Consider the following 22,646-nt stretch of genomic DNA (forward strand, 5'->3'; position numbering starts at 1 on the left):
AGAACACATGTTCGATAATTTAAGTGAAAAATTAGATAAGGCACTTCACGTCCTCAAAGGGCATGGACAAATTACGGAAATCAATGTAGCAGAGACCCTTAAGGAAGTTCGAAGGGCCTTGTTGGATGCCGACGTCAACTTTAAGATTGCCAAGGAATTTACCAATACGGTCAAAGAGAAGGCACTAGGCCAAAATGTACTGTCCTCCCTTCAACCTGGCCAGCTCATGGTAAAATTGGTTAAAGATGAGCTTACCGAACTTATGGGGGGCGAAGCAGAAGGAATAGATCTCTCAGGTAACCCTTCCGTAATCTTGATGTCCGGTCTGCAAGGTTCTGGTAAAACCACCTTTTCCGGTAAACTTGCCAATTTCCTCAAAAACAAAAGAACCAAAAAGCCACTTTTGGTAGCCTGCGATGTCTACCGTCCAGCAGCGATAGACCAGTTACATATAGTAGGTGACCAAATAGGGGTAGAGGTATATTCGGACCGCGGGAACAACGATCCCGTTGCCATTGCCAAGGCAGGTATTGCCCATGCCAAAAGTGTTGGGTGCAATGTAGTGATCATCGATACCGCAGGTCGTTTGGCCGTGGATGAACAGATGATGAATGAGATTTCCGACATCCATAAGGCCATAAAGCCGCAGGAAACCTTATTTGTGGTGGATTCCATGACAGGTCAGGATGCCGTTAATACCGCAAAAGCGTTTAACGATGTCTTGAACTTTGACGGGGTAATCCTGACCAAACTCGATGGTGATACCCGAGGTGGTGCCGCCATTTCCATTAAATCCGTGGTCGATAAGCCTATCAAATTCATTGGTACGGGCGAAAAAATGGAGGCCATTGATGTGTTCCACCCATCCCGAATGGCCGACCGTATCCTTGGTATGGGAGACGTGGTATCCTTGGTGGAGCGTGCCCAAGAGCAGTTTGATGAAGAGCAAGCACGTAAGATTCAGAAGAAAATTGCCAAAAATAAGTTTGGGTTTGATGATTTCTTGAGCCAAATTCAGCAAATCAAGAAAATGGGGAGTATGAAGGACCTCATGGGAATGATCCCTGGTGCGGGAAAGGCCTTGAAAGGATTGGATATTGATGATGATGCCTTTAAACACATTGAGGCCATTATCCACTCCATGACCCCCGAGGAAAGGTCTACACCTGCCAAATTGAATGCAAGCCGCAAAAAGCGCATAGCTGCCGGTAGTGGAACATCCATTCAAGAAGTAAACCAATTGCTAAAGCAGTTCAATCAAATGAGCAAGATGATGAAGATGATGCAAGGCGGCGGAGGCAAAAAGATGATGCAGATGATGCAGAATATGAAATAAATTTAGCCAGAAGTCAGAAGTCAGAAGCCAGAAGCCGGAAGCCGGAAACCCCTTGAATAATTGCCAAAACCTAAAGAATCACTATGGAAATCCTTGACGGAAAGAAAGTATCGAACCAAATCAAAGAAGAAATAACCGTTGAGGTGGCCCAAATGAAAGAGCGGGGCGAAAAAGTCCCTCATTTGGCAGCCGTTTTGGTTGGTAACGATGGGGCCAGTCTAACCTATGTGGGCAGCAAAGTGCGTTCCTGTAAAAAAATAGGCTTCGAGTCCACCCTTATCCATCTTCCAGAAGAAACCACCGAGGAAGATCTGCTAAAGCAAGTGCACCAATTGAACAACGATCCCGATATCGACGGCTATATTGTTCAATTGCCCTTGCCAAAACATATTGATGAGGAAAAAGTGCTCATGGCCGTTGACCCCGATAAGGATGTGGATGGATTCCACCCCACAAATTTTGGTAAAATGGCCTTGGATATGGAGACTTTCATCTCTGCCACTCCATTTGGGATCATGGAACTGTTGAAGCGTTATAAGGTGGAAACCGAAGGTAAGCATACCGTGGTAATTGGCAGGAGCCATATTGTGGGCAGGCCCATCAGTATTTTAATGAGCCAAAAGGGGTATCCCGGAAATGCTACGGTGACCCTAGCACATAGTAGAACAAAAAATCTAAAGGAATTGACACTTCAGGCGGATATTGTGATATCTGCTTTGGGAGTGCCAAAATTTTTGAAGGCCGATATGGTCAAGGATGGCGTAACCATAATCGATGTAGGTATTACCCGGGTTCCCGATGAATCGCGTGAAAAAGGATATTACATCACTGGCGATGTGGATTTTGAAAATGTAAGTAAGAAAGCATCGTACATTACACCAGTTCCTGGAGGGGTAGGTCCCATGACCATTGCCATGTTGCTCAAGAACACTTTGTTGGCCCGTGAGCGTCACAAGGTTTAAAAACCTTAGTTTGTTTCTTGCTCAGCTTTTTGCTCTTCTTCGGGGGTCAAAAATTCAAATTCGGTCTCACCTTCGTCATTGGTACAACTGGATACGGCCAGGGCAGAAAAAATAAGGGTAATCAGGAGTAAAATTGTCTTCATAATAGTACAATTTGGGTTTGCCTCAAGAGGCTGATCAGTACACTTATAACGAATTGCCATCAATATTCTTGTTTTTATATCCAAAATATCGATAACTTACTTCTTGGTAAATAAGTCGATATGGCTCAAACAGTTAGGAACAAAGTAGCTTGGGTGGTTTTTGTGCTTTTAGCCATAGGCATTGGTCTTTATCCTTTGATTTACCTATTTGCTGCCGAGGAGTTTGGCCTGTTGTTGGGCAAATCCAAGGAAGTGTTGTCCAGCATAATCTGGAGAATTGCTTTTTACGGACATATTGGTTTTGGGGGGATTGCTCTTTTATCGGGATGGCCCCAGTTTATAAAAAAGCTCCGGGCCAAACATTTGGGCCTACATAGGAATTTGGGTAGGATTTATATTTTATCTGCCATGGTCAGTGGGCTGTGCGGTGTTTACCTTGGTTTTTTCGCCACGGGCGGCATTGTTTCATCCTTGGGGTTTATAAGTCTTGGGGTGATTTGGCTCTTTACTACCTTAAGAGCCTATATAGCGGTTAAAAACAAGGATCTTTCCCTGCACCAAGGTTTGATGATCTACAGCTACGCGGCTTGTTTTGCAGCGGTTACACTGCGTATTTGGCTACCGCTCCTAACCATCATATTCGGGGAGTTTTTACTGGCCTACAAAATAGTTGCCTGGCTTTGTTGGGTGCCCAATATGGTTTTTGCCCGACTTTGGGTACGCAAAAAAGGTCTTAACCTAGTTTAAACTACTTGGCAAACAATTGCCCCATATCCTTAAAAGCCTTGAATTCCAAAGCATTTCCGGCAGGGTCTAAAAAGAACATGGTCGCCTGTTCCCCGGGCTCCCCTTTAAACCGAATGTAAGGTTCAATTACAAAATCGATACCCTTTTCTATTAGCGTTTTGGAAAATGTTTGAAAGGTGTCCCATGGCAAAACCACACCATAATGGGGCACGGGTACATTTTTACCATCAACGGGGTTGGTGTGCGTGTCTTCGTCGGACTTTGGCTTATAATGAATCACGAATTGATGCCCAAAAAAGTCAAAGTCTACCCATTGTTCGGCACTTCTACCTTCTTCACACCCGAGCACATCGCGGTAAAAGATTCTACATTCATCCAAATTGTGTACCGGAACGGCAACATGAAAAGGGGTTATTTTTTGCATGGTTTATTTTTTCTGAAAATTAGGACAACTTTATCAAGCTTCCAAAAAAGATATGATTTGGTCGTTCACATCGTCTTGGTGCATGGAATGTCCCAAGCCCTCGGTACTTACCAACGTACTGTCTTTCCAATTTTTATTTACTGCAACCGATGCATGGTAAGGTGTAATGTTGTCGTGCCTATCATGAAACAACAACCCTTTTTGGCTGATGGATTGTGCAAATTTGGAAGTGGAAAACTCATTGATATGGAATCCAAAGCGGTTGTATACGTACTTATCCAACTGTTTCATTACCCTATTATTGAACTTTAACAAATCTTGAAAGTGCTCCATAATCTCGTGGAATTCCGACGGAGAGCCAATAGTGACCATTTTTTCAACATTGGTGCTTGGGTTTTTATATTGGTTGTAAATAATGGTCATTCCGCCCACCGAATGTCCAATCAGGTGTTTTGGACTGTACTTTGTCACCATATAGTTTACGGCTTCCTCATACAAGGGCACATACAAGTGTTTTCCAGAAGAATAGCCATGCGAAGGCGCATCAAAAGCAATTATATTGAAGTCGGCCTCCCTAAGTTTTTTGATAAGGTTGCGCCATCTAAAGGTGTTGCTCTCCCAACCATGGACCAACAAAACGGTTTCTTTGTTCCCAGGCCAATGATACGATTGTATCTTATGCTCGGCAACCTCTTCAATGGCCAGTTTGGCTCCGTCCAAATAGGCTGCTTGTTCCGGTCTAACCCTACCTTTTCTGACTGTGCAGAACAAATGAAAAGCACTATCGGCTGCTTTTTTGGGTGCAATAAGTGTATAAGCATTATAGTATTGCCCGTAAGCCAATGGAAGTATTTTATTGAGCAGTTTTTTCATAAGGTTACTTTTTGTAACTTACTCTTAATTTGATACTAAAAGTACATATTCATTTTAGAAAACAAAAGAAGTGACGGATTGAAAACTAAGTGTGTAAATGGAAACTATCGCTGATAATCAGAAAATTAGGACGGTAAAAAAATTAGAAAAAATGTTTGGGCATATAGATTACAAGAACCCGCCCGAATTATGCCCGGTTCGCGATGTAATGTCCGTAGCTTCTGACCAATGGAGTATATTGATTCTTCTTTGGCTGGGATATTTTCCTTTACTCCGGTTCAACAAACTCAAGAAATACGTCTACGGAATATCCAATAAGGTATTGAGCCAGCGTTTGAAAGTTCTTGAAGCAGACGGTTACATTGCTCGTAAAGCGTATGCGGAAGTACCTATCCGTGTAGAGTACAGTCTCACGGATTTTGGCCAGTCTTATGTGGAAAAACTTCTGGAGTTGGCCGAATGGATGCACGATAACAGCCCAAAGGTTTTGGCCAATCGCGAAAAATTCGGCTTGCTTTAACCCGATCAAACTATTTCCATCCCAACATCAAATATTTAATTTTGGCATTGTCCGGTACTTGTACCGCTTCAATATCCGAAGTTGAGTAGCGTAAACTCTCGGGCAACTCTTCCTTGTCAATGGTAAAATAAAGATTGCTACCTTTTGGAAAGACCACAATACTGTTTAAGGTCGTCACAATTTTTTTGATATCGTATCTGTTCTGGATATCCTTAAAAGTGCTTTGAAGCCCAATCCCTTTTTCTGATACATATCTGGGATCCAATATTCTAACATTCTGAACAGTAGGGATGCTATCAGAATTTGGGGTCAGGGTCAGGAGGTGTTTGCCCCCTTTTTCAAACACTTCGATTTTTTTGGCGGATGTACCCAAGTTGATTCGGGCTGTGTCTCCAACAACGGAATCTTTTACAAAGGTGCTTTCCAATTCACCGACCTGGGTGGTCTGGGTCAATGGACCAACACTGGTTTCCGTAATCAAGAATGTGGTATCCTTTTGGCAAGAATGAATTAATGCAACCCCGAAAAACAGGGCAATTGCTCGGCTTGTCTTTTTCATATATTATCGAATCACTTTTTTTAATACTCCTAAAACACCTCTGATGAATGTAGCACTGGTTAAAACTTTAACCACGGGATTCATTCGGGTGCTTCTTCTGCTGGAAGACCTTTGGGATGTTGGTTTCTCCTGTTTTTCGGCTTCTATTTCGGCTCTTTCAATCTTTTCGGAGAGGATTTCGTAGGCGCTCTCGCGGTCCATCTCCTCATTGTATTTTTTAATTAATTTGGACTGGCCCAGTACATCTTTTATCTCATCATCGTTCAAAATATCCATGCGGCTCATCGGCGCTCGCATCATTGTTGCTGCCAATGGCATTGGTCGTCCCTTTTCGTCCAATGCCGATACCAAGGCCTCCCCTGTCCCCAATGAAGTAAGCACTTGGGCGGTATCATAAAATTCGGAAATCGGGTAATTCTGTGCCGTAAGCTTTATCGCCTTTCGGTCTTTGGCGGTAAAGGCGCGGAGCGCATGCTGAACTTTCAAGCCCAACTGCGCCAAAACGTCGTCCGGTACATCGGTAGGGTTTTGGGTCACAAAATAAAGTCCGATTCCCTTGGAACGAATTAGTTTCACAATACTTTCAATCTGGTCCAAAAGTGCTTTGCTGGCATTGTCAAAAATCAGGTGGGCCTCATCTATGAACAGCACCAATTCAGGTCTGTCGCTGTCCCCTTGTTCCGGAAAAGTGGAGTAGATTTCAGCCAAAAGACTCAACATAAAGGTCGAGAAGAGTTTTGGACGGTCTTGGATATCTGTCAAACGGATAATGTTCACATAGCCACGACCGTTTTCGTCAATTCTGACCAAATCTTCCACATCAAAGGATTTTTCCCCAAAAAAGAGGTCGGCACCTTGCTGTTCCAGTTCAATGATTTTCCTCAAAATGGTTCCTGTGGAACTGGTTGAAATACGACCGTACTCTTTTTGGAACTCCTCTTTTCCTTCGCCAGTGGCATATTGCAGTACTTTTTTAAAATCCTTGAGGTCAAGGAGTGGCAGCTTGTTGTCATCACAATATTTGAATATTACGGCAACAATTCCTTCTTGGGTAACGCTCAGGTCCAAGATTCTGGAAAGCAGCACAGGCCCAAACTCCGATACCGTGGCCCGCAGGCGGACACCGTGCTGTTCGGAAAGCGACATGATTTCCACGGGAAACCCCTTGGCTTCGAATGGAAGGCCTATTTTTTCTTGGCGCTCATCAATTTTTGGATGTCCGGGGCTGGGTTGTGCAATGCCGCTAAGGTCGCCTTTAAGATCCATGAGCAACACGGGAATCCCTTTATCGGATAGGTTTTCGGCCAGAACTTGCAGCGATTTTGTCTTTCCGGTTCCCGTTGCCCCTGCAATCAGGCCGTGGCGATTCATCATTTTTAAGGGAACCTTTATGTAAGCGTTGGTCATGGTTTCGCCATCCAACATTCCGGCACCCAAGGTGATGTAATCGCCCTTCATGCTGTAACCTTGTTCAATGTGTTCAAAGAATTCTTCTTTGCTGCCCATCCTGTTCAATTTCCGATAAAAATAGGGTAATTTTAAGCAAAACTAAAAATGAGATTATGAAACCTTTCCACTATGCAATATTGTCTATTTTGATCAGTGGGGCAATGGCCACTTCCTATGCACAAGAAACCACCGAGATTATTTTCCATAAGTCGCATGAACCCAAAAAACAAAGCGCTCCTTTTAGTGATGTGGTACAGGCTGGCAATATGTACTTTTTGGCTGGCCAGATAGGGATGGACCATACGACTCGCACACTGGTTCAAGGCGGGGTCAAAGCTGAAACTGAACAGGCCATTAAAAACATCGAGGCCGTTTTGGCACAGCATGATATGACCTTGGACCATGTGGTAAAATGCACCGTGATTTTGGCCGATATTGATGATTTTTCGGCCTTTAATGAAATTTATACCCAATATTTCATCAAAAAACCAGCTCGAACCACCTTTGCAGCGAAGGGCATTGCAGCCAACGGCAGCATAGAAATTGATGTTATTGCCGTAAAATAGGGCCAAACCATAGAAGTGGATTATCTTTGCAGCATGATGGAAGAAAACGTGATGGATTTGGTGGAAAAGGGCTTAACACTCCCTTTGATGGAAGAATTTTATACCATTCAAGGGGAGGGGTACCACAAAGGAACAGCCGCTTATTTTATAAGGATTGGTGGCTGCGATGTGGGTTGCCATTGGTGCGATGTTAAGGAAAGTTGGAATGCCGAAACCCATCCCCCAACACCTATTGATAGTATTATGGCCAATGCTGAAAAATATTCGGATACCATTGTTATCACAGGTGGTGAGCCGCTTACTTGGGATATGGGGCCATTGACCCAAGGTCTCAAGGCCAAAAACATGAAGATTCATATCGAAACCTCTGGAGCTTATCCATTGACGGGTGTTTGGGATTGGATTTGTCTATCCCCCAAAAAAAACAAACTTCCCGTGGGCGATATTTATAAAAAAGCCCACGAGCTTAAGGTAATTATTTACAACAAGCACGATTTTATTTTTGCCGAGGAACAAGCCGCCCAAGTAAGTGATGATTGCATACTCTACCTACAACCCGAATGGAGTGTTCGTGACAAAATGGTTCCCCAAATTGTGGATTATGTGATGAAGCATCCGAAATGGAAGGTTTCCCTACAGACCCATAAGTATTTGAATATTCCTTAAGCGAAAAGCTTAACGACCTCCATATTTTTGAAGGTCCAAAATACATTCGGGGCCCAAATCTGGAACGGTTGCCAAGCCCTTTGAGGTATTTTTTTCCATTTGTTTAAGCAAGGAAGACCCAAATTCCAGTTCCGAACGCATTAAACAACCATCCACATTGCAATGGTTGTCGGATTCGGTGTCTTCGTGATCGTTCACCGATTCGGTTGATAGGTTGACAAGTCCAAACAAATGTCCGAACTCGTGCAATAGCGTGGCCGTCTCAACCTCTTCAGTACTTACGGATGTACTGTTGTTGGCTATTTTTTTTACGGAGGGTGTATAAATGACCATGGAGGTATTGCGATACACAGCTCCCAAGGTTACTAGCCCCTCACTATCATCATCACTGTCGGCAGGGGCATCGGCAAAGTAAATATAAATGGCCAATGTAGAGCCATTGTTGTATTCGTCCCTGTTCTCATTTTCAAGGTCAACAACTTCTTCAAGGGTCAATGTTTCTTCATTCGGAGAGGACAGTGCGGTATATTTAAGCTCAATATTTTCTTTGTGGGTGTGCGTTATTAAAAACTCCTCAAAATTGGCAATGGCCCCAGCGGTGGGGGCAAAACCGGTGGCATAATCAATCTCAATCAAAAGTTTGTCAAAAGTATCATTGGACAACAAGTTTCTGGCAGAAGCCCCTGTGGAGAGACGATTTCCAGATTTGTCAATGTTAACGGTAGAATCCGATGAAGAGATATCCGAATCCTTGGAACAGCTTATCAGTAATCCAAAACTACATAAAGCGTAAAGCGCAATTTTTTTCATAATTAGCTAATATATACTAAAACGTTCCGCATCGGAATCTATTATTTCTTTAATGTGAGCTTAGCCAAATAGTCGAAATGCTCACCAGAAATTACAAGTTCGCAATCCAATCCATTGGATTCGCAAGCGTTTTGCAAGGTATCGAAATCTACATAAACCCAATCAAACGGTTTGCCTTTTTGACCTTTGTATTCCATTTCAAAAACTATTTCGCCATAATAGGTTCCATTATTGGGAATCCAGTATCCGCCATCTTCATCCTGTTCAAACATGTAAATAATATCGCTGGAATCCAATAAAATCCGTCCATTAGGCTGCAATAATGAGGCCAAATGCTGTAGAAAATCGCTTAAATTGTTCAGTTTGCCTGCCAATCCAATGCCGTTCATAAGTAGAAGCAAGGTATCGTAACGTTCATTGGCATAATCCAAAACATCACTTACCACTGTCGAATGGATGCCTCTTTCTTTACAAACAGCAATACATCCTTCGGAATTGTCCAAGGCGGTGACATCAAATCCTTTGTTTTGTAGATAAAGGGCATGACTTCCCGCACCGGCACCAATGTCCAATACTTTTCCACGAGCTAATTGAAGTGCCTTTTGCTCAATTTTGGGCATTTCATCAAACTCTCGGAACAAATAGGGAACAGGAATTACGTCGGCTTCATCCAAAGATGAATACGTTTTAATGTCCTCCGTATATTCCCCTTTTTGGTAATCCAATAGGGCCCTTCCAAAAACATCGGATATATTTCGCATTTATTAACAAGTTGAAGGTTAAAACCCTGCCTTAGCCGGCTGGTAATTTTACTACATTTAATTTAGTTTCTATAGACTTTCAATAGCTTATTAAGTTATTGGCTAAATAACCGAATAACCCAATAATTCCGGCAACTTCATTGTCGTTTCCAATCTCTGGACCTCAAGTCAACAGTGGTTTAGTTTGCAAAGGTGGGATTTTAATTGTTTGGAAAGCCTTAAAATGGATAAGTTTGTGTTATGGATGAAATACTTAGGGATTTGCCACAAAGGGCCAAGGAGAAGCATTCAGGGAACAAGAAGTTTTTTGCCAAGTTAAAAAAGCGTCCTCCCAAAGACCTGGATTATACCATGCAAGAACTGCACGATGCGGAATTTGAGCGCACGGATTGCCTAACATGTGCCAATTGCTGTAAAACTACGGGCCCACTTTTCACCAATGCTGATATTAACAGGATTTCTAAGCATTTTAGAATGAAACCCTCCCAGTTTATAGATGAATATTTAAGGGTGGATGAAGAAAACGACTATGTACTGCAAAGTGTGCCCTGTAGTTTTTTAGGGGCCGATAATTACTGTTCTATATATGACGTTCGACCCAAAGCCTGCCGCGAATTTCCGCATACGGATAGGAAAAGGTTCCAACAGATAACCAACCTTACCTTAAAAAATGTGGCCATTTGTCCTGCTGCATATAATATTGTGGAGGAGATGAAAAAATCCATAAAATTTTAATGATTTGCTATATTTGAAGGAGTGGAGCAATTGATTTCTTATTTTGAGACCATTCCCTCGTGGCACCGCAGCCTTATTTTGGTGGGTGGTATTACTTTTTTCTGGATTTTGGAGGGGATTTTGCCCTTGTTCAATGCCCCCTATAAAAAATGGAAACATTCCGTTCCAAATTTTTTCTTTACGCTTACTACAATCTTGGTCAATTTTCCATTGGCCTTTTTATTGTTAAAATCGTCGGATTGGGCGGTGGAAAACCAATTTGGCATTATTAATTGGTTTCCAGAGATGCCTTTGTGGCTTTATGTTTTGCTCGGGGTGATGCTTTTGGATTTGATAGGTGCTTATGCGGCCCATTGGGTGGAACACAAAGTAAAAGCTTTGTGGATGGTTCATTTAGTGCACCATTCCGATCATAATGTGGACACCACGACCGCCAACAGGCACCATCCATTGGAAAGTTTGATCCGGTATGCATTTACTTTGGCGGGTGTTATACTTGTAGGCGCGCCCATTGGTGTCATTATGTTGTATCAAAGTTTATCCGTGGTGTTCTCACAGTTCAATCACGCTAATATTCGTTTGCCAAAAAGGGTGGACAATGCGATCAGCTGGATAATCGTAAGCCCTGATATGCACAAAGTGCACCATCATTATCAGTTACCTTATACCGATTCCAACTACGGAAACATTTTCTCCATTTGGGACAGACTATTTGGTACGTACATGTCGATGGACGTAAAAGATATTGTTTACGGAGTGGATACCTTTCCCGATGAAAAGGAAAACAGCAGCATTAAAGGTTTGCTAAAACAACCATTTCACAAATACCGTAGACCGACCACGGAAAATCAAAAGGTCATTTCGAAATGAGGTGCTTTTGCATCGATTGAGAAAACTTTGCTTTTTAAGACATCTCGACTGCCTGCCCTTCCGGCGGGCGGGCGCTCGATGTGACAGATGCCGTATTTGTGCTAATTCGTGCAAGTTTTGTCAGACTCTAAATCAATCATAAATCAAGTACTTCGCTCGTATTTTTTTGAAGTTTTCCAGATCCGCTTGCCAAGTGGCCTTGATTTCTTCGTTGGTCATACCTTGCTCAATCTGTTTTTGAAGTAGGGGAGTGCCCGCGTGTTTGGTGAAACCGCTCGTTAAAAAGAATTTGGACTTGTCCAAGGTGTTGTTGTAGGCATCAATGATCCATTCCATCGTCACATTGTTCATTCTTGGGGTTTTGGACAGGTCTCGACCATAACAGGTCTTGCCCTCCTCTTTTGGATATTTAGAGCCAAAATTGGGTTCGGGCACATAACTGAAATCATAGGCGGTGCTGTCCATAAAAGAAGCCCCATAACGTTGAAATTGGAACTCGGTGCCACGTCCCGCATTCACATTGGTGCCTTCAAACAAGCCCAAGCTAGGGTAAAGCGTAATTGATGTGTCGTTGGGCAAGTTAGGTGAAGGTCTAATAGGCAAATGATATTCGGATTCGTGCGTATAGTTTTCCAATTCCACAACGGTTAAATCAGCTTTGTTGCCATTTTTCAACCATCCTTCGCCGTTGAGCATTTTTGCGTATTCGCCCATCGTCATCCCGTAGACCAACGGAATCGTGTTCATCCCCAAATAGCTGGTATGCTCTTTCATCATGGTAGGGCCATCTACATAGTGCCCGTTGGGATTGGGTCTGTCCAAAACAATAATGGGTATGTCATTTTCGGCACAGGCTTCCATCACCAGTTGCAACGAGGCAATATAGGTGTAGAATCGGACCCCCACATCCTGAATATCAAAAACAACGACATCCAAATTGCTCAATTGCTCTTTGGAAGGTTTACGGTTTTTGCCGTAAAGGGAGATTATGGGCAGGCCGGTTCGGGTGTCCACACCATCTTTAACATGTTCCCCAGCATCTGCTGTACCCCTAAAACCGTGTTCGGGGGCAAAAACCTGCTTCACATCAACACCAGAGGAAAGTAGGGAATCCACCAAATGCGTATGCCCTTTTTCGTTGAAAACAACACTTGTTGGGTTGGCAACTATACCTACTGCCTTACCCTTTAAAAGCGGGAGATAAACTTCGGTACGATTAGCTGCCACTTTGATGGGTACAGGGGAATCGGTTTTTGGTTCTGAAGTTGAAATGTTCTCTTTTTGTTGTCCCTTGCATGATGAAAAGACCAAAAACAACAATAAAACTGTACTTTTGATTTTAGATAAAATGGGCATTCGTTGAATTTAGAGTTATTTATTGCCAAACGCCTTGTTACAGGGAAGGAACATAAAATTAGTATTTCCGCCCCGATAATAAAAATTGCAATCGCTGCAATCGCAATCGGTGTGGTAATGATGCTTATTGCCATTGCAACGGGTGTCGGCCTAAAAAATAAAATTCGTGAAAAGGTCGCCGCATTCAATGGCCATATCCAAATTTCCAATTTCGACAACAACAATTCCGAAGTCTCCCTGATACCGGTTTCCATAAATCAAGATTTTTATCCTGAGTTTAAGAATGTAGAAGGCGTAAAGCACGTACAGGCGGTGGCCACCAAAGGTGGAATTATCCGAACGGCCGATACTTTTGAGGGCATGTTGGCCAAGGGCGTGGGTACCGATTACGATTGGAGCACCTTTAAAGAATATCTGGTCGAGGGCAGATTGCCCGATTATGGCGGTAAACTGAACGAGGAGGTGCTCATATCCAGTTTAATGGCCAATAGATTACGGTTAAAAGTTGGCGATACCTTCTTTTCCTTTTTTCTTCGGGATGGCGATGCCTCCAAAATGCCCAACAATAGGAGGTTTAAGATTGTCGGTATTTATGATAGTGGTTTTGAGGAGTTTGATGAGACTTATGTTTTTGTGGATATCCGTCACATCCAACGGATGAACAAATGGAAAGAAGACCAGATTGGCAATTTTGAGGTTTTTCTCGATGATTTTGACCAATTGGAAGAAAAAAGCAACGAGATCTACGGTAAAACGGTATCCGTTTTGGATACCCAAAACATCAAAAGTAAATATTACCGAATTTTTGAATGGATAGGCCTTTTTGATTTTAATATTGCCCTGATCATTGGCATTATGATCATTGTTGGCGGTATCAACATGATCACAGCTTTGCTGGTCTTGATTCTAGAACGTACCCAAATGATAGGAATTTTAAAAGCACTGGGGTCCACCAATTGGAGCATCCGGAAAGTCTTTTTGTACAACGCTGCCTATTTGATCGCCATCGGGCTTTTTTGGGGCAACCTCATAGGTCTGGGACTCATTTTTCTTCAGAATAAGTACCGTATGTTCAAATTTCCGAACCCCGAGGAATATTACATCGACTACATTCCCGTGCACATGGATATGCCGACCATCTTGCTTTTGAACATCGGGGTGATGTTGCTTTGTTTATTGATGCTTTTGGTGCCATCGTACATCATCACTAAAATAACACCGGTAAAAGCCATTCAATTCGAATAGAAGCCGTTTTCCCGTGTGGGCTTTTCAATCTAAATTGATAACTTGTCAAAAAAATAACCCACCATGACATTTAAATATTATTCCACATTATTTGCTTTGCTTTTAACTGCATCCATAACTGCACAAAAACTTTCCAGAACCGAAAAAAAGATTGTTTCGACCATTGAAAAAAATAATTCCGATGCGATTGGTTTTTTGGAAAGGGTAGTGAACATAAATAGCGGTACCCTTAATGCCGAAGGCGTTAAAAAGGTGGGTATGGTTTTTAAAGATGCCTTTGACAATATCGGATTTGAGACCAAGTGGATAGAAATGCCGGCCGAAATGAACCGCTCAGGTCACTTATTTGCCGAAACCTCTGGCTCAAAAGGAAAAAAGCTGCTGCTTATTGGTCATTTGGATACCGTTTTTGAGGAAGACAGTCCGTTTCAAACTTTTGAAATGGTTAACGACAGTATTGCCCATGCCCCGGGTGGCAACGATATGAAGGGCGGCGATGTAATTGTACTGTATGCCCTAAAAGCATTATCGGACAATGGTCTGTTGGATGATGCACAGATTATTGTAGCCTTTACTGGGGACGAAGAGAGTACGGGTAAGCCTTTGTCCATCAGTAGAAAAGATTTGATTGATGCCGCAAAGCGAAGCGATGTAGCCTTGGGATTTGAAACCTCCACTGGCTTCAACTATGCCACTGTTGCCAGAAGAGGGTCCTCGGGATGGGCCGTTGAGGTCGAGGGCAAACGTGCACATTCCTCTGGTGTTTTTAGTGAAAATACAGGAGCAGGTGCCATTTTTGAAATGTCTCGGATTCTACATCAATTCTACACTGATGTAAAGGGGGAGGATCTGTTAACCTTTAATCCAGGTGTACTGCTTGGTGGAACTTTTGTGAATTATGATGAACTGACCAGCAAGGGTGATGCCTTTGGTAAAACCAATGTGGTTGCTCAAAAAGCTGTGGTTAAAGGTGGACTTCGATTTATATCCGAAGAGCAAAAAGAACGAGCTAGGGCCAAAATGAGGGAAATCGCAGCCAATAACCTTCCACAGACCTCAGCAAGTATTAGTTTTACGGATAGCTACCCTGCCATGGGGCCTACAGAAGGAAATCGTGCATTGTTGAGCACACTTAACGAGGTAAGTTTGGATTTAAAACAAGGTGAGGTATTGGCCTATGACCCTGGCAAAAGAGGTGCTGCCGATATCTCTTTTGTTGCCAATTATGTGGATGGCTTGGACGGATTGGGCACTATGGGCTCCGGCGCACATACCCCTCAGGAAACCGTTAACTTGAATACCATTGAAGCGTTGACAAAACGTACTGCCATTTTGATTTACCGATTGATAAACGCCAAATAATGGTAACACTAAAAACAAACACCTCCGTAGTAAAGATTGATGCGGGGGAACTTGTGGGCTATGAAGTAAAGGGACACGAATTTATTCACCAAAAGGGAAGCCCGGGGTGGGGCAGCGCCGATACTGAAATGTTCCCTATAATCGGCCCGGTAAACGAGTCTGATTTTCGTGTGAAAACACCAAAAGGGGAAGCAATTCAAGACCAACATGGACTTTTGCGCCAAATGGCATACGAGTTGGGGCACCAAACCGATACTTCTGCCGTTTTTGTAAAGCAATACCGATCGGGAACCGAAGTTCCCAATTCAAAATTTCCGGAAAAATCCACCGAAGCGCTTTTATCATGGCCTTACGATTTTAGGTTCGAGAAATCCTTTTTGTTGACCGATGATGGATTGGAAATTCATTTTAAAATTTATGGAGAAAAGGGAATGCCTTTTATGTTAGGGTATCATCCTGCTTTTAAATTACATTCAAAATCGCCAATGATTGTGACCGAGGACAAAGCGATTGCGTTGGATGAGGTTTTGGAAGCAGGGAGTCGGGCGTTTCAAGTGGAGGATTGTACTTCGATAACACTAAAGGATGAGAAACAAATCACTATTGAAACCGAGGGTTTTGGAAATTTTATGTGCTGGACAGAGGTGCGGAATATGGTATGCATTGAACCCATATCATTTTATCCCTCTGCCGTAAATCAAACGCGATTGCATAAGGGATTTCAAAAATTGGAAGAGACGGCTGAATTTAAAGTGATTCTCAAACCAGAAGCATAGCTTAAGGCTAAGATTGCTTTAATGGACAAGTATTTGACTCTTGTCGTGCTTCAGAAAATATTGGGTGAGAATACTTTCGGTTTCCACCGTATGTTTCTGCGGGGTAATAAAAGCTTCCACGTCTTCTAGGGTAGATATTTCCAAGTCCGTGTCAATAAAGCCAAAACCTTTGTAAATGCCGTCCGCAATCAAAACCACGGCACTTTCGTTTTCATCCCTGCCTTTTTCCTTGATGATTCGAACCTCCGAAGTCAATAGTTTCATGTTCGCAATCGCTTCTTCAACCTTTTGGTTGTACTCTTCAGGATTTTCATCGCCCGTACAAATACCTCCGCAGGAATTTATCTCATGATGGGAACAAGCCGCGTTGGTCTGTTGTAAATGGCAATACCTTGGGCAGAGCGAAAAACTTTTGCAGACTTCTTCCAAATATGCTCGGCACTCTGTTTGGTTATGAATCACTTTTAATGGGTTGGGAACCCCTTTAATGGTATTGTAGGCAAGGTGCATAATTCCATTTCGGTCTTCGTAGGCAAAAATAGCGTATTGCCGTCCCGTTCTTTTTTGGGCACGGTTGTATGGCGGGAACAATCTTTTTATTTCTGCGGATTCCATCAAAAGGGCCACCAATTCGCTGCCGGCCAACTTAAAGTCAATATTGGCCGTTTCGCTGCACATTTGGATTTCTTTGCGGCTCTTGTCGTAAAAATGTCCCAATACCCTTTTTTTTAGGTTGATTGCCTTCCCCACATAGATAATCTCCCCTTTTTGGTCCATAAAATAATAGATACCGGGTTTTTGGGGAATCTTGTCAAAAACGGATTTGGGCAGATGGGGCGGAAGGGTGGCTTCTTGACTTCGGGCATTCAAAAACTTTTTAAAAACCACTTCCGATTCAGGTTTTCTCAAAAGCTTTTCAAACAAAAGCACTGTGGCATGTGCATCTCCCCGGGCACGGTGGCGATCCATCAGGGGAATTTGGACCGCAGAACACAACTTTCCCAGACTGTAAGAACGTAGACCGGGAATCAACTTGCGGGATAAACGTACCGTACAGAGCTTTTTACGAGTAAAATCAATGCCGATTTGTCGAAACTCCTCTTTGATCACACCATAATCAAAATTAACGGAGTGGGCCACAAAAATACAACCCTCCGTAATGAATTTCACGGTATCTGCAATTTCTGGGAAGGTAGGTGCATTTTGCACCATTTGGTCGTCAATTCCCGTGAGTCCGGTTATAAAATAGGGAATGGGACATTGAGGGTTTACCAGTGAAGTGAATTCATCCACGACTTGGTTACCATCATATTTAAAAATAGAGATTTCGGTGATCTTATTTCCCTTGATTCCGTTACCTGTGGTTTCTATGTCAATTATGGTGTACAAAGTCTAAAAAATTGGCTTTTAAAGTTAGGGTTTTATCTGCACTTAATTTGGGTTGGGGGAATGATGTGTTTCTTTTTTGGGATAGGATTATATGGAAGGTAAAAAGGGTGGCTTTCCAATTTTTAATAATAACAATCCCTTAAAAACAAGTGTGTAAATTATACTTAATATAGGTGTATTGATAGGATTAAGTCGATTATGACAAGGAAAATAGCCTTGATTGGTCAATATAATATCAAAACCGGATAATATTTCCAGAAATCTTCTGATACATAAGTTTACATTTACAAGTGTGTAATTAACGCTTATTAATCTTTAATAAAACATTAACGATGTTGAGCAATGGTTTTTTACTTGGAGAATTAACTAAACAAATTAAAATGTATTATGAAATTGGCTAGCTTTTTATTTAAAGAATGTCTGGGAACCAATCGTTTAAAAAAACAGATTGTTTTGTCCTTGCTCTGCGTTTTCATGGCGCAAGCTGGGTTTTCCCAACAGACGGTTACGGGTAGCATCACAGATGAGCAGGGGATACCTATTGCAGGTGTATCGGTATTGGAAAAGAATACCACCAATGGTACTGCCAGCGATTTTGATGGAAATTATGAAATTACCACCTCGCAATCCAATGCGGTATTGGTGTTTTCTTATTTAGGTTTTGTGAGCCAAGAAATACCGGCACAAGGACAATCTACCATAAATGTGGTGCTTAAGGAGGATTTGGAGCAACTTTCCGAAGTGGTGGTAATCGGTTATGGTACGCAAAAACGTGCGGATGTAACCAGTTCTGTGGCAACTGTAAAGAGTGAAGACTTTGTGCAGGGTAACGTAAAGGATGCCGCACAGCTTATTCAAGGTAAAGTTGCGGGTCTGTCGGTGTCGGCTCCCTCTGGCGACCCGACCGAAGGCACACAGATCAATTTAAGGGGTACATCTTCAATTTTGGGTGGAACCAACCCCTTGGTTTTGGTCGATGGGGTTCCGGGGAGTTTAAATACCGTGGCACCCGAGGATATCGAATCCATTGATGTGTTGAAAGATGGTTCCGCTACGGCAATATATGGTACCCGGGGCACCAATGGTGTGATCATCATCACGACAAAGAAAGGGACAAATGACATGAAATCGACCATTGAGTATAATGGGTACGCTTCACTTTCTACCATAGCCAACCGAATGAACTTTTTGGATGCAGGTGAACTAAGACAAAAATTTGAAGAGGGATACACCTTTAATGGGGCCAATCTTCAAGATTTTGGTGCAAATACAGATTGGGTTGATGAGATTACCCGAGATGCCTTTAGCCAAGTACACAACCTTATTTTCAGGGGAGGGAACTCAACTTCCAATATGACAGCTTCATTGAACTATCGAGATATAGAGGGTATTTTTCAGAAATCGGACAATAAAAAACACACGGCCAGAGTAAGTGTAAACCACGCGATGTTCGATAACCGATTAAAGGCCAATGTTGGGGTGATTTTAAGCGAACAAACATATAATGCCCTTGGTAACGGTGAAAGTTTTAATCCATACATATACAGACAGGCCATTATTAGGAACCCTACTGAGCCGGTATACAATGAAGATGGGAGATGGTACGAAAGGGATGTATATTTTTACGATAACCCAGTTGCGTATATTGAAGAGACCATAGGTCAGAACAGGTACAGAAACACAAGGTTTGACTTTTCCTTGAGTTATGATTTTGGAGATCATGTTACCGTTAAGGGATTATATACCCGTAAAGGAAATTCAAATATTAGAGGGTTTTACCAAACCAAGGATCATGTTTCGACCACAAAAAACGGACAAGAGGGATTTGCCTCTAGGGGGACGGATGATTATGTGGGCAATTATGGCCAGTTTACCGTGGATTACGACAATAGTTTCGGAAAACACAAGGTAACAGGTTTGGTAGGTTACAATTATGAAGATAATACCAACGAAGGCTTTTGGGCCACAAACCGACGTTTTCCAACAGATGGCTTTACTTATAACAACCTTGGTAGCGGACAAGGACTTCAATTGGGTGAGGCCGGAATGGGCAGCTACAAGAATTCCGATAAATTGATTGCGTTCTTCTCTAGGGTCACTTATAATTATGATGATCGCTATTTGTTAATGGCCAGTTTGCGCCGTGAAGGTTCCTCTCGATTTGGTGAGGATTATAAATGGGGTAATTTCCCAGGTGTGTCAGTGGGATGGCGTGTAAACCAAGAATCCTTTGCGGAAAATTGGGATTGGCTTTCCAACCTAAAGTTAAGGACTGGCTTTGGGGTTACAGGAATCAATGCAGGTTCCAATTATCAATCATTGAGCGGACTTACCTACGGGGATTATTTCTTGAATAACGGACAATGGGTAAGGCAACTGATACCTTCACGTAATGCCAATCCAAATTTACGTTGGGAGAAAAAGGAAGAGTTTAACCTAGGATTGGACTTTGGTGTTCTTGATGGACGAATCAATGGATCTGTTGATTATTATAACAGAACCACAAAGGATGCATTGTTCAATTATAGTGTGCCAACACCTCCATACTTTTTCGGTACCATTGCCGCCAACGTTGCGCAAATCAAGAATACCGGTCTAGAGTTTTTATTGAATGTAACTCCTTTCCAAACAGATAATTTTCAGTGGACCGCTAACTTGACATATTCTACAAACACCAACGAAATCATGTCGCTTTCCAATGATGAATTCCAGTTGACCAATGATTTCTTTGATGAAGGCTACACCGGAGAACCTATCCAAATAAGTACACACCGTGTGCAAGAAGGCCAACCGATCGGTAATTTTTATGGACTTAAAAGTGTTGACATTACCGATGACGGTATTTGGGTCATAGAAAGACCTGATGGATCTTTGGTTCCGGCCACCGAGGCCACTAATGATGACAGACAGGTATTGGGTAACGGACTGCCAAAGGCATACTACAGTTGGAACAATACGGTAAGGTACAAGAACTGGGATTTAATGGTCAATTTAAGAGGTGCATTGGACTACCAGATATTGAATTTCTCCCGTATGTTCTATGAAAACCCAACAATAAGCTACAATACCTTGGATTCTGCTTACGATATGGTTTACGACAAAGCCGTATTGCAAGATGTGCAGCGATTTGTGAGTTATTATGTAGAAGATGGGGACTTCTTGAAGATAGACAATGTTACCTTGGGCTACACCTTGCCAAAAGATGCCATTAAGTTTGCCCAGAGCTTCCGCATTTACGCATCAGGTCTAAACCTTGCTACCATAACAGGGTATAAGGGGATAGACCCTGAAGTGAACAGAAATGGATTGTCCCCTGGTAATGATGAGAGGGATAAATATCCTTCCATCAGGACATTTACATTGGGTATCAACTTCACATTCTAAAAAAATAAGATTATGAAAAATATAATAAACAAAGTGATTTCACTTAAAATAAAGTTATTGACATTCCTTGTCGGCTTAGTACTGCTACCGATAGGGTGTACCGACCTGGAAGAGGAAGTGTACTCGGAAGTGACCGAGTCCTCCTTCACGCCATCCGAGTCGGATATAATTTCGGTAATGGCCTCGGCCTACACACCCATGCGTTTTGTAATGGGATGGCAGGGATACTTTGATCTACAGGAAGAGCCCGGCGATATGTTTGTAACCCCAACAAGACCCAACGGATGGGATGATGGAGGTACCTACAAAAGGATGCATTTCCACGAATGGACAGAGACCCAATGGCAGCCAAGAAACACATGGATTAGCTGTTTCAACGGAATCAATAGTGCCAACAGGGTAATACTGCAGATAGAATCGGGGGAACTTCCCGTAAGTGAAGAGCAAGCAGCCTCTATCGTTGCCGAAATGAGAGCGTTGAGGGCCCTATACTATTCCATGTTGGTGGACACCCACGGAAATGTGCCAATTATTGCAAGTTATAGCGATGAGCTCCCGGTACAGAGCAGTCGTACAGAGGTATACAACTTTATAGTATCTGAATTGACCGAGGTTATACCTAGCTTAACAGAAACCGTTGACCAATCTACCTATGGACGTATGACCAAGTGGGCGGCTTATCACGTATTGGCCAGAGTATATCTCAATGCCGAGGTGTACACCGGAACCCCACAATGGAGCAAGGTCATAGAAGCTTGTAACGAAATCATCAACAGCAATGCATTTGAATTGTCGCCTAGTTATTCGGACATTTTCAAAACAGAGAATGAAACCAATCCAGAAATGGTGTTTGCCATACCCTACGATCAAATTTTTGCAGGACAATGGAACGCACACATGAAAATGCTTTTGCCCGACCACCGATTGGTTTTTGATATGCAGGCCCAGCCATGGGGTGGATCTAGCTGTAACCCACAGTTTATAGATAGTTATGATCCAAACGACAACCGTTTGGAGGATACTTGGTTAATGGGAGACCAATTGAATGCATCGGACGGTAGTGTGGTAATGACCTTGAGAAAGGAAATGCCAAGTATTTATGATTGTGATTTTACCGATGGTTTCCGATGTGGAAAATATGAGATAGAACCGGGAGCAACAGGAGGACTCAGTGTTGATTTTCCCTTCTTGCGATATACCGATGTCCTGATGATGAAGGCCGAGGCACTCCTAAGAACCAATAAGGGCGATGAAGCGGCAGCCATTGTAACCGAAGTGCGTATGCGTTCCTTTGAGGACCCTGCCCAAGCAACAGTTACCGGAGCTGAATTGGAAGGTGACACCACAGTAGAGTACGGTACTTTGGCCGAAGATGGAACCATTGATGATCCAGGAGACCAGTCAGCAGTGCCTTATGGACGCTTTTTGGATGAGTTGGGATGGGAATTTGCCGCAGAGGCAAGAAGAAGATCCGATATGATCCGATTTGGTGTGTACCAGACAAAAAATTGGTATAACCACACACCGCAAGGAGAACATACCACATTGTTTCCAATAGGTTTGGAAGAATTGAATACCAATACCAATCTAAGTCAGAATCCCGGGTATTAAATTAAAAATACGATTCAAGCATATTCTTATTTAGTGATTATTTGAGTTTGTTGTTTAGTGAAAAAGCGGATGGGTCTCCATCCGCTTTTATATTTTTATGGG

At 42.6% G+C, this 22,646-nt stretch carries 22 protein-coding genes; 13 read left to right on the plus strand and 9 right to left on the minus strand.

Features of this window, described 5'->3' with window-relative positions; all coding sequences use genetic code 11:
• Positions 1-7 precede the first annotated feature (7 nt).
• Together ffh and folD are read left to right on the plus strand one after the other, a co-directional pair.
• Positions 8-1,336, plus strand: a complete 1,329-nt coding sequence (ffh, locus tag AC13CC_RS08185) for a signal recognition particle protein (RefSeq protein ID WP_326278207.1) — start codon at positions 8-10, stop codon at positions 1,334-1,336.
• A gap of 83 nt (positions 1,337-1,419) precedes the next feature.
• Positions 1,420-2,298 carry a bifunctional methylenetetrahydrofolate dehydrogenase/methenyltetrahydrofolate cyclohydrolase FolD gene (gene folD / locus AC13CC_RS08190; protein WP_326278206.1) on the plus strand — a complete coding sequence of 293 codons (879 nt, stop codon included), beginning with the start codon at positions 1,420-1,422 and terminating at the stop codon, positions 2,296-2,298.
• 5 nt (positions 2,299-2,303) lie between these two features.
• Here the strand turns inward: folD and AC13CC_RS08195 are convergent, their stop codons facing one another.
• Positions 2,304-2,441 (minus strand): hypothetical protein, encoded by a 138-nt coding sequence (locus AC13CC_RS08195; protein ID WP_326278205.1) that lies wholly within the window; start codon positions 2,439-2,441, stop codon positions 2,304-2,306.
• 120 nt (positions 2,442-2,561) lie between these two features.
• On the opposite strand from AC13CC_RS08195, the gene AC13CC_RS08200 reads away from it, so the two are divergent.
• A complete protein-coding gene (locus tag AC13CC_RS08200) occupies positions 2,562-3,188 on the plus strand; it encodes a DUF2306 domain-containing protein (RefSeq protein WP_326278204.1) in 627 nt (208 codons plus the stop codon).
• A 1-nt stretch (position 3,189) separates the two neighbouring features.
• Here AC13CC_RS08200 and AC13CC_RS08205 read toward each other — a convergent pair whose 3' ends face one another.
• Together AC13CC_RS08205 and AC13CC_RS08210 are read right to left on the minus strand one after the other, a co-directional pair.
• A complete protein-coding gene (locus AC13CC_RS08205; protein WP_482876137.1) occupies positions 3,190-3,612 on the minus strand; it encodes a VOC family protein in 423 nt (140 codons plus the stop codon).
• Positions 3,613-3,645: 33 nt separating this feature from the next.
• Positions 3,646-4,485: an alpha/beta hydrolase gene (locus tag AC13CC_RS08210; RefSeq protein WP_482876136.1), complete on the minus strand. Its 840-nt coding sequence runs from the start codon at positions 4,483-4,485 to the stop codon at positions 3,646-3,648.
• 151 nt (positions 4,486-4,636) lie between these two features.
• Here AC13CC_RS08210 and AC13CC_RS08215 point away from each other — a divergent pair, with 151 nt between their 5' ends.
• A complete protein-coding gene (locus tag AC13CC_RS08215) occupies positions 4,637-5,005 on the plus strand; it encodes a winged helix-turn-helix transcriptional regulator (protein WP_326278200.1) in 369 nt (122 codons plus the stop codon).
• Between the two features lie 10 nt (positions 5,006-5,015).
• Here AC13CC_RS08215 and AC13CC_RS08220 read toward each other — a convergent pair whose 3' ends face one another.
• Together AC13CC_RS08220 and AC13CC_RS08225 are read right to left on the minus strand one after the other, a co-directional pair.
• Positions 5,016-5,564, minus strand: coding sequence for a hypothetical protein (locus tag AC13CC_RS08220; protein ID WP_482876134.1), 549 nt, complete (start codon positions 5,562-5,564; stop codon positions 5,016-5,018).
• 3 nt (positions 5,565-5,567) lie between these two features.
• Positions 5,568-7,070: a helicase HerA-like domain-containing protein gene (locus tag AC13CC_RS08225; protein ID WP_326278198.1), complete on the minus strand. Its 1,503-nt coding sequence runs from the start codon at positions 7,068-7,070 to the stop codon at positions 5,568-5,570.
• Between the two features lie 56 nt (positions 7,071-7,126).
• On the opposite strand from AC13CC_RS08225, the gene AC13CC_RS08230 reads away from it, so the two are divergent.
• Positions 7,127-7,579, plus strand: a complete 453-nt coding sequence (locus AC13CC_RS08230) for a RidA family protein (protein WP_326278197.1) — start codon at positions 7,127-7,129, stop codon at positions 7,577-7,579.
• 33 nt (positions 7,580-7,612) lie between these two features.
• The gene (locus tag AC13CC_RS08235; protein WP_326278376.1) at positions 7,613-8,245 is read left to right on the plus strand and encodes a 7-carboxy-7-deazaguanine synthase QueE; all 633 of its coding nucleotides are present in this window, start codon (positions 7,613-7,615) and stop codon (positions 8,243-8,245) included.
• A 9-nt stretch (positions 8,246-8,254) separates the two neighbouring features.
• Here the strand turns inward: AC13CC_RS08235 and AC13CC_RS08240 are convergent, their stop codons facing one another.
• Together AC13CC_RS08240 and AC13CC_RS08245 are read right to left on the minus strand one after the other, a co-directional pair.
• Positions 8,255-9,055 (minus strand): hypothetical protein, encoded by an 801-nt coding sequence (locus AC13CC_RS08240; protein WP_326278196.1) that lies wholly within the window; start codon positions 9,053-9,055, stop codon positions 8,255-8,257.
• 41 nt (positions 9,056-9,096) lie between these two features.
• Complete coding sequence (locus AC13CC_RS08245; RefSeq protein ID WP_482876161.1) at positions 9,097-9,807, minus strand: class I SAM-dependent methyltransferase; 711 nt, start codon at positions 9,805-9,807, stop codon at positions 9,097-9,099.
• Positions 9,808-10,056: 249 nt separating this feature from the next.
• Here AC13CC_RS08245 and AC13CC_RS08250 point away from each other — a divergent pair, with 249 nt between their 5' ends.
• Positions 10,057-10,551: a YkgJ family cysteine cluster protein gene (locus tag AC13CC_RS08250; protein WP_482876132.1), complete on the plus strand. Its 495-nt coding sequence runs from the start codon at positions 10,057-10,059 to the stop codon at positions 10,549-10,551.
• 21 nt (positions 10,552-10,572) lie between these two features.
• On the plus strand, positions 10,573-11,421 hold the full coding sequence (locus tag AC13CC_RS08255) for a sterol desaturase family protein (protein WP_482876131.1): 849 nt from the start codon (positions 10,573-10,575) through the stop codon (positions 11,419-11,421).
• A gap of 132 nt (positions 11,422-11,553) precedes the next feature.
• Here the strand turns inward: AC13CC_RS08255 and AC13CC_RS08260 are convergent, their stop codons facing one another.
• Entirely contained in the window at positions 11,554-12,777 is a 1,224-nt protein-coding gene (locus AC13CC_RS08260) for an exo-beta-N-acetylmuramidase NamZ family protein (RefSeq protein WP_482876130.1), read from the minus strand.
• 3 nt (positions 12,778-12,780) lie between these two features.
• Here AC13CC_RS08260 and AC13CC_RS08265 point away from each other — a divergent pair, with 3 nt between their 5' ends.
• The 3 genes from AC13CC_RS08265 (at position 12,781) to AC13CC_RS08275 (ending at position 16,160) form a co-directional block, all read left to right on the plus strand.
• The gene (locus AC13CC_RS08265; protein ID WP_482876129.1) at positions 12,781-14,022 is read left to right on the plus strand and encodes an ABC transporter permease; all 1,242 of its coding nucleotides are present in this window, start codon (positions 12,781-12,783) and stop codon (positions 14,020-14,022) included.
• 63 nt (positions 14,023-14,085) lie between these two features.
• Entirely contained in the window at positions 14,086-15,384 is a 1,299-nt protein-coding gene (locus AC13CC_RS08270; RefSeq protein WP_482876128.1) for a M20/M25/M40 family metallo-hydrolase, read from the plus strand.
• Positions 15,384-16,160 (plus strand): aldose epimerase family protein, encoded by a 777-nt coding sequence (locus AC13CC_RS08275; protein ID WP_326278189.1) that lies wholly within the window; start codon positions 15,384-15,386, stop codon positions 16,158-16,160. Before AC13CC_RS08270 ends, AC13CC_RS08275 begins: the two co-directional genes overlap by 1 nt.
• Positions 16,161-16,178: 18 nt before the next feature.
• On the opposite strand, the gene AC13CC_RS08280 is transcribed toward AC13CC_RS08275, so the two are convergent.
• Positions 16,179-17,549, minus strand: a complete 1,371-nt coding sequence (locus tag AC13CC_RS08280) for an exonuclease domain-containing protein (protein ID WP_326278188.1) — start codon at positions 17,547-17,549, stop codon at positions 16,179-16,181.
• A gap of 387 nt (positions 17,550-17,936) precedes the next feature.
• Between AC13CC_RS08280 and AC13CC_RS08285 the strand changes: the two genes are divergently transcribed.
• Both AC13CC_RS08285 and AC13CC_RS08290 read left to right on the plus strand, forming a co-directional pair.
• Positions 17,937-20,933: a SusC/RagA family TonB-linked outer membrane protein gene (locus AC13CC_RS08285; RefSeq protein WP_482876127.1), complete on the plus strand. Its 2,997-nt coding sequence runs from the start codon at positions 17,937-17,939 to the stop codon at positions 20,931-20,933.
• A gap of 12 nt (positions 20,934-20,945) precedes the next feature.
• A complete protein-coding gene (locus AC13CC_RS08290; RefSeq protein WP_326278186.1) occupies positions 20,946-22,544 on the plus strand; it encodes a RagB/SusD family nutrient uptake outer membrane protein in 1,599 nt (532 codons plus the stop codon).
• Positions 22,545-22,646 lie beyond the last annotated feature (102 nt).

Source organism: Flagellimonas sp. L-11, from assembly GCF_056857735.1.

Coding starts and splice junctions, on each gene's coding strand:
- AC13CC_RS08205 (WP_482876137.1), bottom strand. CDS start 3,612: ATGCAAAAAATAACCCCTTTTCATGTTGCCGTTCCGGTACACAATTTG.
- AC13CC_RS08220 (WP_482876134.1), bottom strand. CDS start 5,564: ATGAAAAAGACAAGCCGAGCAATTGCCCTGTTTTTCGGGGTTGCATTA.
- AC13CC_RS08285 (WP_482876127.1), top strand. CDS start 17,937: ATGAAATTGGCTAGCTTTTTATTTAAAGAATGTCTGGGAACCAATCGT.
- AC13CC_RS08270 (WP_482876128.1), top strand. CDS start 14,086: ATGACATTTAAATATTATTCCACATTATTTGCTTTGCTTTTAACTGCA.
- AC13CC_RS08200 (WP_326278204.1), top strand. CDS start 2,562: ATGGCTCAAACAGTTAGGAACAAAGTAGCTTGGGTGGTTTTTGTGCTT.
- AC13CC_RS08275 (WP_326278189.1), top strand. CDS start 15,384: ATGGTAACACTAAAAACAAACACCTCCGTAGTAAAGATTGATGCGGGG.
- AC13CC_RS08215 (WP_326278200.1), top strand. CDS start 4,637: ATGTTTGGGCATATAGATTACAAGAACCCGCCCGAATTATGCCCGGTT.
- AC13CC_RS08235 (WP_326278376.1), top strand. CDS start 7,613: ATGATGGAAGAAAACGTGATGGATTTGGTGGAAAAGGGCTTAACACTC.
- AC13CC_RS08240 (WP_326278196.1), bottom strand. CDS start 9,055: ATGAAAAAAATTGCGCTTTACGCTTTATGTAGTTTTGGATTACTGATA.
- AC13CC_RS08210 (WP_482876136.1), bottom strand. CDS start 4,485: ATGAAAAAACTGCTCAATAAAATACTTCCATTGGCTTACGGGCAATAC.
- AC13CC_RS08225 (WP_326278198.1), bottom strand. CDS start 7,070: ATGGGCAGCAAAGAAGAATTCTTTGAACACATTGAACAAGGTTACAGC.
- AC13CC_RS08260 (WP_482876130.1), bottom strand. CDS start 12,777: ATGCCCATTTTATCTAAAATCAAAAGTACAGTTTTATTGTTGTTTTTG.
- AC13CC_RS08290 (WP_326278186.1), top strand. CDS start 20,946: ATGAAAAATATAATAAACAAAGTGATTTCACTTAAAATAAAGTTATTG.
- AC13CC_RS08250 (WP_482876132.1), top strand. CDS start 10,057: ATGGATGAAATACTTAGGGATTTGCCACAAAGGGCCAAGGAGAAGCAT.
- AC13CC_RS08230 (WP_326278197.1), top strand. CDS start 7,127: ATGAAACCTTTCCACTATGCAATATTGTCTATTTTGATCAGTGGGGCA.
- AC13CC_RS08195 (WP_326278205.1), bottom strand. CDS start 2,441: ATGAAGACAATTTTACTCCTGATTACCCTTATTTTTTCTGCCCTGGCC.
- folD (WP_326278206.1), top strand. CDS start 1,420: ATGGAAATCCTTGACGGAAAGAAAGTATCGAACCAAATCAAAGAAGAA.
- ffh (WP_326278207.1), top strand. CDS start 8: ATGTTCGATAATTTAAGTGAAAAATTAGATAAGGCACTTCACGTCCTC.